This is a genomic window from Rathayibacter sp. AY1D2 (assembly GCF_002932695.1).
Taxonomy (GTDB): domain Bacteria; phylum Actinomycetota; class Actinomycetes; order Actinomycetales; family Microbacteriaceae; genus Rathayibacter.
Map to the genome: position 1 here is coordinate 1 of NZ_PSVX01000073.1, position 15,580 is coordinate 15,580.

Sequence of the window (15,580 nt, forward strand, 5' to 3'; positions counted from 1 at the left end):
GTGCTCGACGACCTCGGCGACGGTGAAGAGGGTGTCGTCGAGGTCGGCCTCGCTCTCCTCCCCCGACAGGTCGGCCTCGATCTGGTCGAAGACGGCCTCGAGCAGCTCGGCGTCGGGCTGGGCGAAGGAGCCGCGCGGGCGCAGGTCGCGGGTCATCGCGAAGAGGTCGGTCAGCACCTCGACGGCCTCGTCGGCCTCGAGGTGCTCGTGCTGCATTCCCACCTCGGCGAGGTGCGAGCGGTACCAGCTGCGGAACCGCACCATCAGCGCGGTCTCGGCCGTGCGGCCGCCGCCCTGACCGCCGGACCCGCCCTGACCGCCTCCGGATCGTCCCTGGTTGCGCTTCTTGCCCATGATTCCTCCGCGACCGCTCCACTCACGACGAAGCGCTCCAGCCTACCCAGTGCGGGCGCGCGGCGGCACGCGCGGTCGCCCCCTGTTCACCCTGTGCGCACCGGGTCCGCTCCCTCTGATGCGGCCGATCGCCCGAGTCCTGGGATCAGCGCGCTGTGGGAGTTCTCGCCGCCCGGGCCCCTGCCACACGGGTCGCGATGATGAGAAATCTCGCAGCGATCGGGCGGCGAGGCTTGCGCTCGGACCCTCCGCTTCGGTGGAGTGTCCGGATGACCGACACGACGGACACCGCCGAGACCGCTCCCGGGAAGGCGTCGCTCAAGCGGGTGATCACCGGACCGCTGCTGTTCGCCTTCATCGTGGGCGACACGCTCGGCGCCGGCATCTACACCCTGGTCGGCACGATGGCCGAGGACGTGGGCGGCGTGATCTGGCTGCCGCTGCTGATCGCGCTGGTCGTCGCCCTGCTCACCGCGGGCACGTACGCCGAGCTGATCACCAAGTACCCGCACGCCGGAGGGGCGGCGCGCTACGTGGACCGCGCGTTCGGGAAGCCGTACCTCTCGTTCCTGATCGGCTTCCTGATGATGGCCTCCGGCATCACGACGGCCGCCTCCCTGGCGAACGCGTTCGCGGGCGACTACCTCGGGGCTCTGCTGGACGTGCCGCCGATCCCCACCGCGATCGTCTTCATCGCGATCCTCACCCTGGTGAACCTGCGCGGGGTGAAGGAGTCGCTGACGGCGAACCTGGTCGCCTCGGTGATCGAGGTGAGCGGACTGGTCATCGTCATCGTCTGCGCCGCGGTCTTCTTCGGCTCCGGCGACGGCGACGCCTCCCGCGTGCTCGAGTTCAACCCCGACGTCGCTCCGCTGCAGGGGGCGTTCGCCGCCTCGATCGTCGCCTTCTTCTCGTTCCTCGGCTTCGAGGCCGCGGCGAACATGGCCGAGGAGGTGCGGAACCCTTCGAAGGTCTACCCGCGGGCCCTCTTCGGTGCACTGATCACCGCGGCCGTGGTCTACCTCCTGATCGCGCTCGGCGCCGTGATCGTGCTGCCGAATGACGAGCTCGCGGCCTCCAGCGGTCCCCTGCTGGACGTGGTCGCGGCGAGCGGAGTTGAGGTGCCGCCGTGGCTGTTCGGCCTGATCGCGCTCGTCGCCATCGCGAACGGCGCTCTGCTGTTCATGGTGATGGCGTCGCGGGTCGGCTTCGGGCTCGCCACCTCCGGGCTGCTGCCGAGCGCCTTCGGCAAGGTGCTCCCGGGCCGCCGCACGCCGTGGGTGTCGATCGTGGTCGTCGGCGGAGTGACGATGCTGCTCAGCCTCATCGGCGACGTCGGCACCCTCGCCGAGACGACGGTGCTGCTGCTCCTGCTGGTGTTCATCGCGGCGAACGTCTCGGTGCTGGTGCTGAAGAAGGACCGCGTCGACCACGCCCACTACTCCGTGCCGCGCGTCGTGCCGGTGCTCGCGACCATCGCGAGCGTGGTGCTGCTGACGCAGCAGACGGGCGTCGTCTGGCTGGCGACAGCGGGCTACGTGGTCGTGGGGACGGTGCTGTTCCTCGCCACCCGCCTGGGGAAGCGGAAGCACGCGGAGCGGACCCCGGACTGATCCGGGCCGGCGGCGATCCGTCGCGAGCGGCCCGTCCGCGGATCCCGTGCGGGCCGTTCGCGACGGACCGAGCGCGGGGGGCGGGGAGGAGTGGGATCGTGAGGGGATGACCGTCACGCTCGAGCCGATGCCCGCCGCTGCCCTCGCCACCTGGATGCGGGTCCAGCGCTCGGCGTACATCGAGGACCGGATGCGGGCGGGCGATGACGAGGCGGCCGCGACGCGCAACGCCGACGCCTCGTACGAGAAGTACTTCCCGGGCGGCTCCCCCGCTGCCGGGCACGACGTGCTCCTCGTCTCCGAGGACGGCCGCGCGGTCGGGTCGCTCTGGCTCGGCCCGCACCCGAGCGGACTCGAGGGCGTCGGGTACGTCTGGGACGTGCAGATCGACGCCGCCGAGCGCGGCCGCGGCCTCGGCCGGGCGGCGATGCTGCTCGCGGAGTCGCACGTCCGCTCCCGCGGCGGCTCCGCCCTCGCGCTGAACGTGTTCGGCTTCAACACCGCCGCGCGGGCGCTGTACGAGTCGCTCGGCTACGAGACGACGTCCCTGCAGATGCGCAAGCCGCTGGCCTGAGCGGGGCCGCTCGACGCCGGGCAGGGGCACGACCCGGTCGCGCAGAACGCCGCACGCCGTGCTCGAGGGCGGACGACGACGGGCGCCCACCGACGAGCACGGCGGCGGCGGTGGTGGAACCGCCGGGGATCGGCGGGACCCTGCGGTCAGCTCGTGGAGGCGACGGCGGTCGGGTCGCCGGTGCCGGACGGACGCGGGGCGTCACCCGATCCGGTAGGCACCGACGCGCCGGTCGGCACGACAGTGCCTCCGGTCGCCATCCCCCGGCCGAAGGCCTGGCCCTGGAGGATCGCGCCGAGGTCGACGCCGGTCGCCGACCTGACGCTGTCGAACGTCGCGGCGAGACCCGCCGCCTGCTCGCGCGCGATGTGGGTGCCGGCGGTGTCGCCGCCGATCAGCGTCACCGAGCCGACGTTCTGGTAGCCCTTCGCGAACTCGGCCATGAGCGAGGGCAGCTGCCCGATGAGCTCGCGACCCAGGATCGCCTCCTGATTCTCGCGGAGCGCCTCCGCCTCGGCCGCGATGGCCGCCGCGCTCGCCTCGCCCTTCGCACGGATGGCCTCCGCCTCGGCGGTCGCGTTCGCGCGCAGCGCCTCGGCCTCGGCGCCCGCCTTGGCCCGCAGTGCGTGGGCCTCCGCCTCGGCGCGGGCGCTCACGGCGGCGGCCTCGGCGGCGGCGGACGCCTGGCGCGCCTCCGCCTGGCGCTGGACGGCGTACGCCTCGGCGTCCGAGACCTGCTGCGCGACCTGGCGGTCCGTCTCGGCCTTCTTCTCGCGTCCGTAGGCGTCGGCGTCGGCCTCGGTCTGACGGCGGTACTTCTCGGCGTCCGCGACGCGCTTGACGTCGGCGTCGAGCTCGGCCTGCCGGTTCTCGGCGCGCTGCACGAGGACGGCCTGCTCGCGCTCGGCGCGGGCCAGGTTCTCGGCCTGCTCGGCCTCGGCGTTGGCGCGGCCGACCTCGGACTTCGCGGCGGCGGTGTTCTTGTCGTAGGCGGTCTGCTCGATCAGGTTCGCCTCGTCCGTGGCCAGCTGGCGAGCCTTGACCTCGCGGGCCGCGTTGATCCGCGCGACGTCGGCCTCGCGGCGGACGCGCTCGATCTCCTGCGCTCCGAGCGCCTCGATGTAGCCGTTGCGGTCGGTGACGCCCTGGATGGCGAAGGAGTCGAGGACGAGGCCCTGGGCGAGCAGGTCGCCCTTGATGCCCTCGGCGATCTCGTCTCCCAGCTTCTGCCGGTCCTGCATGACCTCCTCGACGCTGAGCTTCGCGACGACGCCGCGGAGGGCGCCCTCGAGCTGCTCGGTGGTGAAGACGTCGATCGACTGGTCCTGCGACGCGAAGCGCTCGGCGGCGGCGCGGACCTGGTCGGCCGTGGACCCGATCTTGACCAGGGCGACGCCCGCGAGGTGGATGGTCACGCCGTTCTTGGTCTGCGCGACCGGCTCCATCTTGATTTGGCGGGAGCGCAGCGAGATGCGGTCGGACCGCTGGGTCAGCTTGTTCACGAACGCGCCGCCGCCGGTGATGACGGTCATGTTCGAGGTGAGGCCGTCCTCGCCCTTCTGCTTCTTCCCGACGATCACGATCGCCTCGTCGGCCTGCGGCACCTGGTACCAGGCGCGGAAGAGGAAGAAGCCGATGAGGGCGATCAGCAGGAGTGCGCCGACGGCGACTCCGGCGAGGACGATCCAGAGGAGATCCGGTTCCATGGGCGGGCGACCTTTCGTCCGACCCGCGCGACGCGGGTACCTGAGAGACGTACAGGTTCCATCGTGTCACAGCGCCTCGGACGGCCGCGTCGGCCGGAGGGGGGATACTGCGGACGCCGCCGAGAGCGGTTCGCGAGGGGGCGGGCCCGGAGGAGGACGCCACGAACGAGGGCGTCGCGCGGAGTGCCGCGGAGGAGATCAATGCTGGGGTACCTGGACTCGAACCAAGAACAACTGAACCAGAATCAGCCGTGTTGCCAATTACACCATACCCCAATGGTCATCCGGAGGTGATCCCGGGACCAGGCGGCGACCGGATCGAGACCCGAGCGCCGAGAGACGACAGTACCCTACGCGGGCATCCCGCTCAAATCGAGCCGCGGACGACGCTGCCCTCGGACTCCGGGGCGGCCTCGCCGAGGCGGGCGCGGACGAGGTCGCGGTTGATCGCGGAGGCGACCTGGGCGCCCGATCCGGCGGCGACGATCAGCTGCTGCGGGCCGGGAGGGGTGACCTCGCCGGCGGCGTAGAGGCCGGGGACGGACGTGCGGCCACCGGCGTCGACGCGGAGGAAGCCGTCGGCGTCGCGGTCGGGGCCGGCCGCGTCCAGGTAGTCCAGCGCGGGCGTCCAGACGGGGCGGACGAACGCGCCGGTGCGCGGCACGACGTCGCCGTCGACGAGGCGGACGCCGGTCATTTCGGCGCGCTCCCCGGCGAGGTCGGCGACCGGGCGCCGGTCGACCCGGATGCCGATGGAGGCGAGCAGCGACTCGTCGGCGTCGCTCACCGTCCCGACGCCGTTGGTGAAGACGATCAGGTCGGTCGACCACTGCGAGAGGAGCATGGCCCGCTCCGCGAGGTCGTCGGTCTCGCCGATCAGGGCGAGCGCCTCCCCCGCCTTCTCGTAGCCGTCGCACTCCATGCAGCTGTGCACGGCGGTGCCGTAGTAGGCGCGCAGGCTCGGGAGCGCGGGCGGCGTCTCGAGCAGCCCCGCGGCGACCACGACGGCGGTGGCGACGACGGAGCGGTCCGCGCTGCCGCGCACGCCGCGCGCGCCGACCACGAACTCGCCGCCGGAGCGCTCGACCGATGTGACGAGGGCGTTGTGCACCTCGGCGGCCTCGTAGCGCTCGAACTCCTCGCGGCCGAGGCGGCGCAGCTCGAGCGGCGAGATGCCGTCGCGGGTGAGGAACCCGTGCGAGTGCAGGGTCGCGGCGTTCCGCGGGCGGTTGCTGTCGAGCAGCAGCACGCTCCGGCGCGCCCGGACGAGGTTGAGCGCGGTGGAGAGCCCGGCGGGGCCCCCGCCGATCACGACGACGTCGTAGCGTCCGCCGACCGTCTCCGCCACGGTCAGGCCTGCCGGGAGGCGCCGAGGTGAGCGCTCAGGCGGTCGAGGCGGGCGATCGACTCCTGCTTGCCGAGGATCTCCATCGACTCGAACAGCGGCGGCGAGACGCGGCGTCCGGAGACCGCGGTGCGCAGCGGCCCGTAGGCGATGCGGGGCTTGAGGCCGAGGCCCTCGATCAGCGCGGAGGCGAGCGCCTCCTGGATCGAGGCCGTCAGCCACTCGGACGCGGGGACGAGCTCGAGGGCGCCGATCGAGGCGGCGAGCACCTCGCCGGCGTTCGCGGGCAGGCCCTTCAGCGCGTCCTCGTCGTACTCGAGCGCCTCGGAGGCGGTGAAGAGGAACCCGAGCATGCCGGGGACCTCCCCGAGCAGGCCGATCCGCTCCTGCACGAGGGGCGCGGCGGCGTCGAGCACCGCGCGCTGCTCGGCGGTCGGCTCGCCCGCGAGCACTCCGGCCGCCACGAGGTACGGGATCGTCCGCTCGGTGAAGTCGTCGACGGCCAGGAGGCGGATGTGGTCGCCGTTGATCGACTCGGCCTTCTTGAGGTCGAAGCGGGCCGGATTGGGGTTCACGTCGGCGACGTCGAAGGCGGCGACCATCTCGTCGATCGAGAAGACGTCGCGGTCGTGCGTGAGCGACCAGCCGAGCAGGGCGAGGTAGTTGACCAGGCCCTCCGGGATGAAGCCGCGGTCGCGGTGGTGGAAGAGGTTCGAGGACGGGTCGCGCTTGGAGAGCTTCTTGCTGCCGTCGCCCATCACGTAGGGGAGGTGCCCGAAGCGCGGGACGAAGGTCGTCACTCCGATGTCGATCAGCGCGTGGTACAGCGCGATCTGCCGGGCGGTCGAGGGCAGGATGTCCTCGCCGCGCAGCACGTGGGTGATCTGCATGATCGCGTCGTCGACCGGGTTCACCAGCGTGTAGAGCGGCTGGCCGTTGGGGCGCACCACGACGAAGTCGCTGAAGGAGCCCGCGGGGAACGTGATCGGGCCGCGGACCAGGTCGTCGAAGGACAGGTCGGCGTCCGGCACGCGCAGGCGCAGCGCCGGGGCGCGGCCCTCGGCGCGGAAGGCGGCGCGCTGCTCCTCGGTGAGGTCGCGGTCGTGGTTGTCGTACCCGTGCTGCTTCGCGCGGCCGGCCGCCTCGTTGCGCGCATCGATCTCCTCGGCCGTGGAGTAGCTCTCGTAGAGGTGCCCCGACGCCGTCAGCCGCGCGATCACGTCGAGGTAGACGTCGGTGCGCTCGGACTGCCGGTACGGGCCGTGCGGGCCGCCGACCCCGACGCCCTCGTCCCAGTCGAGCCTCAGCCAGCGCAGCGCGTCGAAGATCTGCTCGACGCTCTCCTCGCTGTCGCGGGCGGCGTCCGTGTCCTCGATGCGGAAGACGAACGTGCCGCCGGTGTGGCGCGCGTACGCCCAGTTGAACAGGGCGGTGCGGATGAGGCCGACGTGCGGGGTCCCGGTCGGCGACGGGCAGAAGCGGACGCGGACGTCGCTCCCGGTCGCGGTCGTGAACGGGTGCGCGTCCGGCGCGCTTTCCAGGGGCGGGGTGAGCTCAGACATACGAGGCCGATCCTACCGGCGGGAGCCGGTGCGGCGCCCGGGATCGCGGGGGCCGTGGCGCCTCCGCCCCGGGCACGGTGCGCGCCTCGCGGCGACTGCTTCTACCGGACAGCACTGCTCCGAGTCAACGGACTCCCCGAGCGAGCAGGAGCAGTGGTGCGCTGACCCCGGGCCTCTCGTCGAGAGGGCCCGAGCGCCGCACCGCAGGCCGCGCCGGGCCTCCGCGCGAGCGTGCCCGGAAGGAGCACTGATGAGCACGATCGATCTCGACCCCCGCACCGACCGCCCGAGCGCCCTCACCGAGGCGGCACGGGAGGAGAAGGACGCCCGCACGCTCTCGCTCTTCCAGGCCGCGGTGAGCGCGGAGGCCGCGGAGGGGGCGCGCATCCGCGAGCGCATCGTGCTCGACCACCTGGGCCTGGCCGAGGCCATGGCCCGCCGGGTCTCCCGGAGCGGAGGCGACTGGGCGGATCTGCGCCAGGTCGCCTACGTGGGCCTCGTGAAGGCCGCCCGCCGCTTCACTCCCGAGCGCGGCGACAGCTTCGCCGCGTTCGCCGTCCCCACGATCACCGGCGAGCTCAAGCGCCACCTCCGCGACCTCGGCTGGATGATCCGGCCGCCGCGCGGCGTGCAGGAGCTGCACCGCCGCTCCGCCGTCGTCGCCGACGAGCTCGCGCAGGAGCTCGGCCGTCACCCCACCGACCAGGAGATCGCCCGCCGCCTCGGAGTGGACGCGACGGAGGTGGCCGACGCGCGCCTCGCGGGGCATCCGCTCTCCCTCGACGAGACCGTGGGCGAGGGCGGCGTCGGCCTGGGCGACACCCTCGGCGGTGAGGACGAGCGGCTGCTCGAGATCGACCGGCGGCACGGGCTCGCCGAGGCCCTCGCCGAGCTCGAGGAGGGCCAGCGCGAGCTCCTGCGCATGCGCTTCGTCGAGGAGCGGACCCAGCAGCAGATAGCCGACGCCCTGGGGACGACGCAGATGCAGGTCTCGCGCCTGCAGCGGCGGATCCTCGCGCAGCTCGCCGACCGGCTCGGCGCCCCCTCGCGCAGCCATCAGCCGCGCGCTCCCCGGGCCCGCGTGGCCACGGTCACTCCGGTCCGACCGGCGACGCGGCTGAAGTCCGCCTGAGGTGGGCCTCGGCACGCGACGGGAGCGACGAGAGGGCGGCGAGGACGTCGTCGACCTGGACCGCGAGCAGCGCCGGGTCCGGCTCGGCGGAGAACACGTCGCCGCGGCGGAGGGAGGCGTCGGTCAGCACGACGTGCGGACCCGAGGCCGGAGGGCCCCAGGCCTCGGGCGGTGCCGGACCGAAGATCACGACCGAGGGGACGCCGTACGCGGAGGCGAGGTGCGCGGCTCCGGTGTCGACGGTCACCACGACCTCGGCGGCCGCGACGACCGCGGCGAACCCGCTGAGCGCGAGCTCCCCCGCCAGCACCTCGCCCGTGCCGGCGAGCTCGGCGACGCGGCGGGCGCGGTCGGCCTCGTTCGCGCCTCCGGTGTAGACGACGCGGTGCCCCTCGGCGGCGAGGGAGCGCGCCACCGCGGCGAAGCGCTCCTCCGGCCACTCGCGCGAGCCGTAGAAGGCCCCGATGTGCACGACGGCGGCTCCGGGGGCCGAGGCGGGCTCCTCCGGGACGGCGATCGCGACGTCCTCGGGGTCGGCGTCGAGACCGATCGAGTTCACCAGGCGGGCCCAGCGGGCGCGCTCGAGCTCGCCGTCGATCCAGAGCGGCCGCGGGTCCTCCGGGCCCGCGCCCGGGTCCAGCGCCGGGACGCGGAACTCGAGCGTGCGCTCGGGCGCGATCTCGCGCAGCCGCAGCCGCGACTCCGGGCCGTTGCCGTGGAGGTTCACGCCGAGCTCGACGCGGCCGGCTGCCATCGGCAGCGGGTCGTCGAGTCCGTGGAGGGTGGGCACGAGCGCGTCCAGGCCCTCGACCAGGTCGACGATCGGCTCGAGCCAGGGCGTGGTCGCCATGATCAGCCGGTGGTCCGGGAAGCCTCGGCGCAGGGCCTTGAGCGCCGGGACGGCGACGAGCAGGTCGCCGAGCTTGAGGGCGCGCAGCGCGAGGATCTCCGGAGTCCCGTCCGGGGCGGTGAGAGCGCGCACGGCGCCTCCTTCCTGTCGGAGTCCCCGTACCCCGCTGCGCGCACCTCAGACGCGCCGCCCGCAGATGCGAGCGACGCGCCCGGACGGACCGACTTCTCCGGAAGGGGGTTTACATCCCCGGTCGAGGGGTACGAGGAGAAGGTGAACGACTCCTCCTCCCGGAGCGCCGACGAGCGCGCGAGGGCCCCGCGCCTGCGGGGGATCCTCTTCGACCGCGATGCGACGCTCGTGGTCGACGTGCCCTACAACGGCGACCCGGCGCAGGTCTCCCCGATGCCCACCGCCCTCGCGGCGGTCGAGCGGGCGCGCGAGGCGGGACTGGTTCTGGGCGTGGTCACCAACCAGTCCGGGATCGCCCGCGGGATCATCGACCGCGGCCAGGCCGACGCGGTGAACCGGCGCGTGGACGAGCTCTTCGGCGGCTTCGACGTGTGGATGCTCTGCCCGCACGGCCCGGAGGACGGCTGCTCCTGCCGGAAGCCCCGGCCCGGCATGGTGCTCGGCGCCGCCGAGCAGCTGGGACTGCCGGCCAGCTCGCTCGCCGTGATCGGCGACATCGGGGCCGACGTCGGCGCCGCCGCCGCGGCCGGCGCCCGTGGAGTGCTGGTTCCGACTCCGATCACCCGCGCCGAGGAGGTGGACGCCGCCCCGCTGCAGGCGGCGACGCTCCTCGAGGCGGTCGAGCTGCTGCTCGCGATGCAGCCCGACGAGGACGCCGAGTGAAGCGCCGCGTGCTCGTCGCCCGCCTGGACAGCGCGGGAGACGTCCTGCTGTGCGGACCCGCCGTCCGCGCGATCGCGGCCGACGCCGAGGTGCTGCTGCTGAGCGGTCCGCAGGGAGCGCCCGCGGCCGCGCTGCTGCCGGGTCCCTCCTCCGTCCGCACCTGGTGGTGCCCGTGGATCGGCGACGCCTCCCGCCCCGTCGACTCCGAGCTCGTCGACGAGCTGCGCGCGATCGTCGAGGAGTTCGCGCCGGACGAGGCCGTGATCCTCACCTCCTTCCACCAGTCGCCGCTGCCGCTGGCCCTGCTGCTCCGCCTCGCCGGTGTCGCCCGCATCACGGGCGCCTCGGTCGACTTCGCGGGCGCCCTGCTCGATGTGCGCCTCGTCCCGGGCGAGACCCTCGAGGAGGACCAGCCGGAGCCGGAGCGCGCGCTCGCGATCGCGGCGGCGGCCGGCTTCGCGCTGCCCGCCGGCGACGACGGACGGCTCCGCGTGCGCCGCGAAGGCGTGCTGCCCGCCGCTCTCGAGGGGATCAGCCCCTACGCGGTCGTGCACCCCGGGGCAGCCGTCCCCGCCCGCGCCTGGCCGGCGGCGAACGCGGCCCGCGCCGTCGAGCTGCTGGCGGACGCGGGCCTCGCTGTCGTCGTCACCGGCGGCCCGGGCGAGCGCTCCCTCACGGCCGAGGTCGCGGGCTCCCGCGGCATCGACCTCGGCGGGGCGACGGACTTCGCCGGTGCCGCCGAGGTGCTGGCCGGCGCCGACGTCGTGATCTGCGGCAACACCGGCCCCGCGCACCTCGCCGCCGCGGTCGGCACCCCCGTGGTGAGCCTCTTCGCGCCGGTCGTCCCGGCCGTGCGCTGGGCGCCCTACGGCGTCCCGGTCGCGCTGCTCGGCGACCAGGAGGCGCCCTGCGCCGGCTCGCGCGCCCGCGTGTGCCCCGTCCCCGGCCATCCGTGCCTCGCGGGGGTGAGCGCTGAGGAGGCGGTCGCCGCCGCCCTCCGACTCCGACCCACGACTTCCCCGAGAGAGGCCATCGCATGAGGATCCTGCTCTGGCACGTGCACGGCGGCTGGGCGGACGCCTTCGTCCGCGGCGCCCACACCTACCTGCTCCCCACGACTCCGGCCCGCGACGGCTGGGGCCTGGGCACCGGCGGCCGCGACTGGCCGAGCGCCGTCGAGATCGCCCCCGAGGAGCTGCACGACGCCGACGTCGACGCGGTCCTCCTCCAGAGGCTCGAGGAGCTCGCCGAGGCCGAGCGCCTGCTCGGGCGACGCCTCGGCCGCGACGTGCCCGCCGTCTACGTGGAGCACAACACCCCCCGCGGGGACGTGCCGGACAACCGCCACCCGCTCGCCGACCGCGACGACCTGCTGATCGTCCACGTCACCCACTTCAACGCCCTGATGTGGGACACCGGATCGACGCGGACGACGGTGATCGAGCACGGGATCCACGACCCGGGCCCCCTCTACACCGGCGAGCTGCCGCACTTCGGCGTGGTCGTCAACGAGCCCGTCCGCCGGGGCCGGGTCGCCGGGACCGACCTGCTCCCCCGCTTCGGCGCCGTCGCTCCGCTGGACGTCTTCGGGATGAAGACCGACCGGCTCGCCGAGCTGCCGGGTCTGGAGGACGTGACGGTCCTCGGCGACGTCCGCACGCAGGCGATGCACGCGGCCCTGGCCCGCCGCCGGGTCTACCTGCACCCGTTCCGCTGGACCTCCCTCGGCCTCGCGCTGCTGGAGGCGATGCACCTCGGGATGCCCGTCGTCGCGCTCGACGTGACGGAGGCGGGGCGCGCCGTCCCGCCCGAGGCCGGAGCGGTCTCGAACGACCTCGACGCCCTCGTCGCCTCGGCCCGGGCGCTCGTCGAGGACCCGGACCGCGCCGCCCGCGCCGGCGCCGTCGCCCGCGAGGCCGCGCTCGCGCGCTACGGCCTCGCCCGGTTCCACCGCGACTGGGACGAAGTCCTCGCCGACCTCCCCGGACGCCGGTCGCCGGAGCCCGCTCTGGAAGGGAGCACCCGATGAAGCAGCACCTCTCCGCCGCGCCCGCGCTGACGATCGCCATGGTCTCGGAGCACGCGAGCCCGCTGGCGACCCTCGGCGGCGTCGACGCCGGCGGCCAGAACGTCCACGTGGCGGCGCTCGCCGACGCGCTCGCCCGCCGCGGCCACCGCGTCGTCGTCTACACCCGCCGCGACGACCCCTCCCTCCCCCGGCGCGTGCCCTTCACCTCGGGAGTCGAGGTCGTGCACATCGACGCCGGGCCGCCGCGCCGGGTGTCGAAGGACGAGCTGCTGCCCTTCATGGGCGACTTCGCCGTCGATCTCGCCGAGGAGTGGCTGCAGGAGCGGCCGGACCTCGTGCACAGTCACTTCTGGATGTCCGGGGTCGCCGCGCTCGACGCCTCCGAGCGGGTGGAGCGCGCCACCGGGCGGCGCGTGCCCGTCCTCCACACCTTCCACGCGCTGGGCGTGGTCAAGCGCCGCCAGCAGGGCGCGCTCGACACCAGCCCCGCGGAGCGCGCCTGGCTCGAGCCCGGAGTGGGCCAGAAGGCCGACGGCGTCGTCGCCACCTGCTCGGACGAGGCCTTCGAGCTCAAGGGGCTCGGCGTGCCGACCTCGCGCATCTCGGTGGTGCCCTGCGGAGTCGACATCGACCGGTTCTCGGTCGAGGGCCCGGTCGCGCCCCGCGGCGAGCGCTCGCGGCTGATGACCATCGGACGCCTGGTGCCGCGCAAGGGCATGGGCATCGCTATCGAGGCGCTCGCGCACCTGGTCGCGGCCGGCCACGACGCGGAGCTCGTCGTCGTCGGGGGCTCCGGCTCCGGCGACGCGCTGACCGCGGACCCCGAGTACCAGCGGCTGCACGGCGTGGCCGAGAGCCTCGGCGTCGCGGACCGCGTCGACTTCGCCGGCCAGCTCTCGCAGACCGAGATGCCCGCGATGCTCCGCTCGGCCGACGTCGTGGTCTGCGCGCCCTGGTACGAGCCGTTCGGCATCACTCCGCTCGAGGCGATGGCCTGCGGCGTGCCGGTCGTCGCCTCCTCCGTGGGCGGCCTGATCGACACCGTGGTCGAGGACGTCACCGGGGTCCACGTGCCTCCGCGCGACCCGGTCGCCCTGGCCGCCGCCCTCGGCTCGCTGCTGGAGGACCCCGACCGCGCCGGCGCCTACGGGGCCGCCGGCCGCGAGCGCGTCGAGTCCCGCTACTCCTGGGACCGCGTCGCCGCCGACACCGAGCGCGCCTACGTCACGACCCTCGCCGGCCTCGGCGACGAGTCGCTCCTCACCGGCGCCACGAGCGCACCCTCATCCCCCACCACCCGGAAGGCGGCTCCGCGACGATGACCATCGACACCGCGACCATCGACCCCGTTCTGGACACCCCGGCCGACGCCGCCCGGCGCCTCGTCGACGATCACGTGGCGCGCGCGCTCGACGCGGTCGCGCAGCTGGAGCGCCACTCCGACAGGATCGCCGCCTGGGGCGTCGAGCTCGCCGACCGCCTGCACTCCGGCGCGCGCCTGCTCGCCGCGGGCAACGGCGGCTCCGCGGCGGAGGCGCAGCACCTCACCGCCGAGCTCGTCGGCCGCTTCGACGGCGACCGCGTCCCCTTCTCCGCCATCTCGCTGCACGCCGAGACGTCGAGCCTGACCGCGATCGGCAACGACTACGGCTTCGACCACGTGTTCTCGCGCCAGGTCACCGCGCACGCCCGGGCGGGCGACGTCGTGGTCCTGCTCTCCACCAGCGGACGCAGCGCGAACCTCCTCCACGCCGCGGAGGCCGCCCGTGCGGCGGGCGCCCGGTCGTGGGCGCTGACCGGCGAGGGGCCGAACCCGCTCACCGAGCTCTGCGACGAGGCGATCGCCCTCGAGGGCCACGGCTCCAACGTGCAGGAGGCGCAGCTGGTGCTCGTGCACGCGCTCTGCCGGGCCTTCGAGCACCGGATCCGCGCGCGGACGGCGGCCGCCTCGTGAGCCGCCTGCGCCTCGTCGTCGTCGGCGACGTGATGCTCGACGTCGACCTCTCCGGACCCGCCGAGCGGCTGAGCCCGGACGCCCCCGTCCCCGTGGTCGACGTGTCGGCCCGCAGTGCCCGCGCCGGCGGTGCCGGACTCGTCGCCCGGATGCTCGCCCGCGACGGGCACGAGGTGACGCTGGTGACCGCGCTCGCCGAGGACTCGGATCCGGACGTGGCGGAGCTGCGCGCCGAGCTGTCCGGCGTCCGCCTGGTCGCCGGGCCCTCAGGAGCGCCGACGCCGGTGAAGACCCGCGTCGCCGCCTCCGGCCAGGCCGTCGTGCGGATCGACCGCGGCTGCGAGACGCCGCCCGTCCCCGGCGTCACCGACGCGATGCTCGCCGCGCTCGCCGACGCCGACGCCGTGATCGTCGCCGACTACGGCCGCCGCCTGACCGAGGAGCCGTCGCTCCGCACGGCGCTCGACGCGCTCACCGTGCCGCTGGTGTGGGATCCGCACCCGCGGGGCTCCCAGCCGGTCGCCGCCACCTCCCTCGCCACCCCGAACCTGGCCGAGGCCACGGCCTTCTCGGGAGCCGTCGGCCGCGGAGTGACGCGCGCCGAGTCCGCCGCGACCACCCTCCTCGAGCGCTGGGGCTGCGGTGCGGTCACCGTGACGATGGGATCCTCCGGCGCCCTGCTGCGCTCCCGCGGCGCCGGCGTCCCGGTCGTCGCACCGGCCGTCGCCGTGCCGCCCACCGACCCGTGCGGCGCGGGCGACCGGTTCGCCGCCTCCGCCGCCGTCGCCCTCGCCGAGGGCGCGAGCACCTCGGAGGCGGTGCAGGCGGCGGTCGCCGCGGCCGGCGCCTACCTCCTCGCGGGAGGGGTCGCCTCACTGTCCGCTCCCGCCGACCCCGCACCCCTCCACGGCGGCGGGGTGGACGCCCTGCGCGTCGCCGAGTCCGTCCGCGCGGCAGGAGGAACGGTGGTCGCGACGGGCGGCTGCTTCGACCTGCTCCACGCCGGCCACGCCCGCACCCTCTCCGCCGCACGCGCTCTCGGCGACTGCCTGATCGTCTGCCTCAACTCGGACGACTCCGTCCGGCGCCTCAAGGGCGCGGCGCGGCCGATCATCCCCGAGGACGACCGCGTCGACCTGCTGCTCGCGCTCGAGTGCGTCGACGCCGTGCTGGTCTTCGGCGAGGACACGCCGGACGAGGCGCTGCGCCGCATCCGCCCCGACGTCTGGGTGAAGGGCGGCGACTACTCCGCCGAGTCCCTCCCCGAGACGGCGACGGTGGCGGAGTGGGGCGGCCGGGTCCTGACCGTGCCGTACCACCCGGGCCGCTCGACCACCCATCTCGCCGCCGCGCTCGCGCGCGTCGGCTGACCCGCGGCCCACGAGGCCCGCAGACCACCCCCGGAAGGAAACCATGAGCACCACTCCCACCCCCATCGGCCGCGTCCTGATCACCGGAGGAGCCTCCGGGCTCGGTGCGGCCGTCGCCGCCGCGGTCACCGCCGCCGGCGGCACCCCGATCGTGCTCGACCGCGACGTCTCGTCGGTGAAGGAGGGCGTCGCCGCCTACCAGGTCGACGTCGCGAAGACCCGCGAGGCCGAGAAGG

General features: G+C 74.5%; 14 protein-coding genes, 1 tRNA gene and 1 pseudogene. 10 read left to right on the forward strand and 6 right to left on the reverse strand.

The window, feature by feature from the left end:
* Positions 1–354, reverse strand: a 354-nt coding sequence (locus tag C5D04_RS15540; RefSeq protein ID WP_146087885.1) for a hypothetical protein, incomplete at its 3' end; no start/stop codon positions are given.
* A gap of 269 nt (positions 355–623) precedes the next feature.
* Between C5D04_RS15540 and C5D04_RS15545 the strand changes: the two genes are divergently transcribed.
* Both C5D04_RS15545 and C5D04_RS15550 read left to right on the forward strand, forming a co-directional pair.
* Positions 624–1,967, forward strand: coding sequence for an APC family permease (locus C5D04_RS15545; RefSeq protein ID WP_104347980.1), 1,344 nt, complete (start codon positions 624–626; stop codon positions 1,965–1,967).
* Positions 1,968–2,073: 106 nt separating this feature from the next.
* Complete coding sequence (locus tag C5D04_RS15550; RefSeq protein ID WP_104347981.1) at positions 2,074–2,541, forward strand: N-acetyltransferase; 468 nt, start codon at positions 2,074–2,076, stop codon at positions 2,539–2,541.
* 146 nt (positions 2,542–2,687) lie between these two features.
* Here the strand turns inward: C5D04_RS15550 and C5D04_RS15555 are convergent, their stop codons facing one another.
* From C5D04_RS15555 to gltX, 4 genes are all read right to left on the reverse strand, one after another.
* Entirely contained in the window at positions 2,688–4,247 is a 1,560-nt protein-coding gene (locus tag C5D04_RS15555; protein ID WP_104347982.1) for an SPFH domain-containing protein, read from the reverse strand.
* Positions 4,248–4,451: 204 nt separating this feature from the next.
* Positions 4,452–4,523: transfer RNA gene (locus tag C5D04_RS15560), tRNA-Gln, on the reverse strand.
* Positions 4,524–4,614: 91 nt separating this feature from the next.
* Complete coding sequence (locus tag C5D04_RS15565; protein WP_104276156.1) at positions 4,615–5,595, reverse strand: NAD(P)/FAD-dependent oxidoreductase; 981 nt, start codon at positions 5,593–5,595, stop codon at positions 4,615–4,617.
* Between the two features lie 2 nt (positions 5,596–5,597).
* Positions 5,598–7,154, reverse strand: a complete 1,557-nt coding sequence (gltX, locus tag C5D04_RS15570) for a glutamate--tRNA ligase (protein ID WP_104347983.1) — start codon at positions 7,152–7,154, stop codon at positions 5,598–5,600.
* A gap of 250 nt (positions 7,155–7,404) precedes the next feature.
* Here gltX and C5D04_RS15575 point away from each other — a divergent pair, with 250 nt between their 5' ends.
* Positions 7,405–8,286, forward strand: coding sequence for a sigma-70 family RNA polymerase sigma factor (locus tag C5D04_RS15575; protein WP_104226266.1), 882 nt, complete (start codon positions 7,405–7,407; stop codon positions 8,284–8,286).
* Here C5D04_RS15575 and C5D04_RS15580 read toward each other — a convergent pair.
* Positions 8,246–9,268 (reverse strand): glycosyltransferase family 9 protein, encoded by a 1,023-nt coding sequence (locus tag C5D04_RS15580; RefSeq protein WP_104274517.1) that lies wholly within the window; start codon positions 9,266–9,268, stop codon positions 8,246–8,248. The two genes, C5D04_RS15575 and C5D04_RS15580, sit on opposite strands and share 41 nt — an antisense overlap.
* A gap of 141 nt (positions 9,269–9,409) precedes the next feature.
* On the opposite strand from C5D04_RS15580, the gene C5D04_RS18380 reads away from it, so the two are divergent.
* The 7 genes and pseudogenes from C5D04_RS18380 to C5D04_RS15610 form a co-directional block, all read left to right on the forward strand.
* A complete protein-coding gene (locus tag C5D04_RS18380; RefSeq protein ID WP_181134093.1) occupies positions 9,410–9,991 on the forward strand; it encodes an HAD-IIIA family hydrolase in 582 nt (193 codons plus the stop codon).
* A complete protein-coding gene (locus C5D04_RS15585; protein ID WP_219815033.1) occupies positions 9,988–11,031 on the forward strand; it encodes a glycosyltransferase family 9 protein in 1,044 nt (347 codons plus the stop codon). Before C5D04_RS18380 ends, C5D04_RS15585 begins: the two co-directional genes overlap by 4 nt.
* The gene (locus tag C5D04_RS15590) at positions 11,028–12,020 is read left to right on the forward strand and encodes a glycosyltransferase (protein ID WP_104347984.1); all 993 of its coding nucleotides are present in this window, start codon (positions 11,028–11,030) and stop codon (positions 12,018–12,020) included. Before C5D04_RS15585 ends, C5D04_RS15590 begins: the two co-directional genes overlap by 4 nt.
* 26 nt (positions 12,021–12,046) lie before the next feature.
* Positions 12,047–13,342 (forward strand): glycosyltransferase, encoded by a 1,296-nt coding sequence (locus tag C5D04_RS15595; protein ID WP_104347986.1) that lies wholly within the window; start codon positions 12,047–12,049, stop codon positions 13,340–13,342.
* Positions 13,339–13,974 carry an SIS domain-containing protein gene (locus tag C5D04_RS15600; RefSeq protein WP_104347985.1) on the forward strand — a complete coding sequence of 212 codons (636 nt, stop codon included), beginning with the start codon at positions 13,339–13,341 and terminating at the stop codon, positions 13,972–13,974. Before C5D04_RS15595 ends, C5D04_RS15600 begins: the two co-directional genes overlap by 4 nt.
* 5 nt (positions 13,975–13,979) lie before the next feature.
* Complete coding sequence (locus tag C5D04_RS15605) at positions 13,980–15,344, forward strand: PfkB family carbohydrate kinase (RefSeq protein WP_104239116.1); 1,365 nt, start codon at positions 13,980–13,982, stop codon at positions 15,342–15,344.
* A 43-nt stretch (positions 15,345–15,387) separates the two neighbouring features.
* Positions 15,388–15,580 (forward strand): annotated as a pseudogene (locus tag C5D04_RS15610) (short-chain dehydrogenase); the annotation flags it as partial.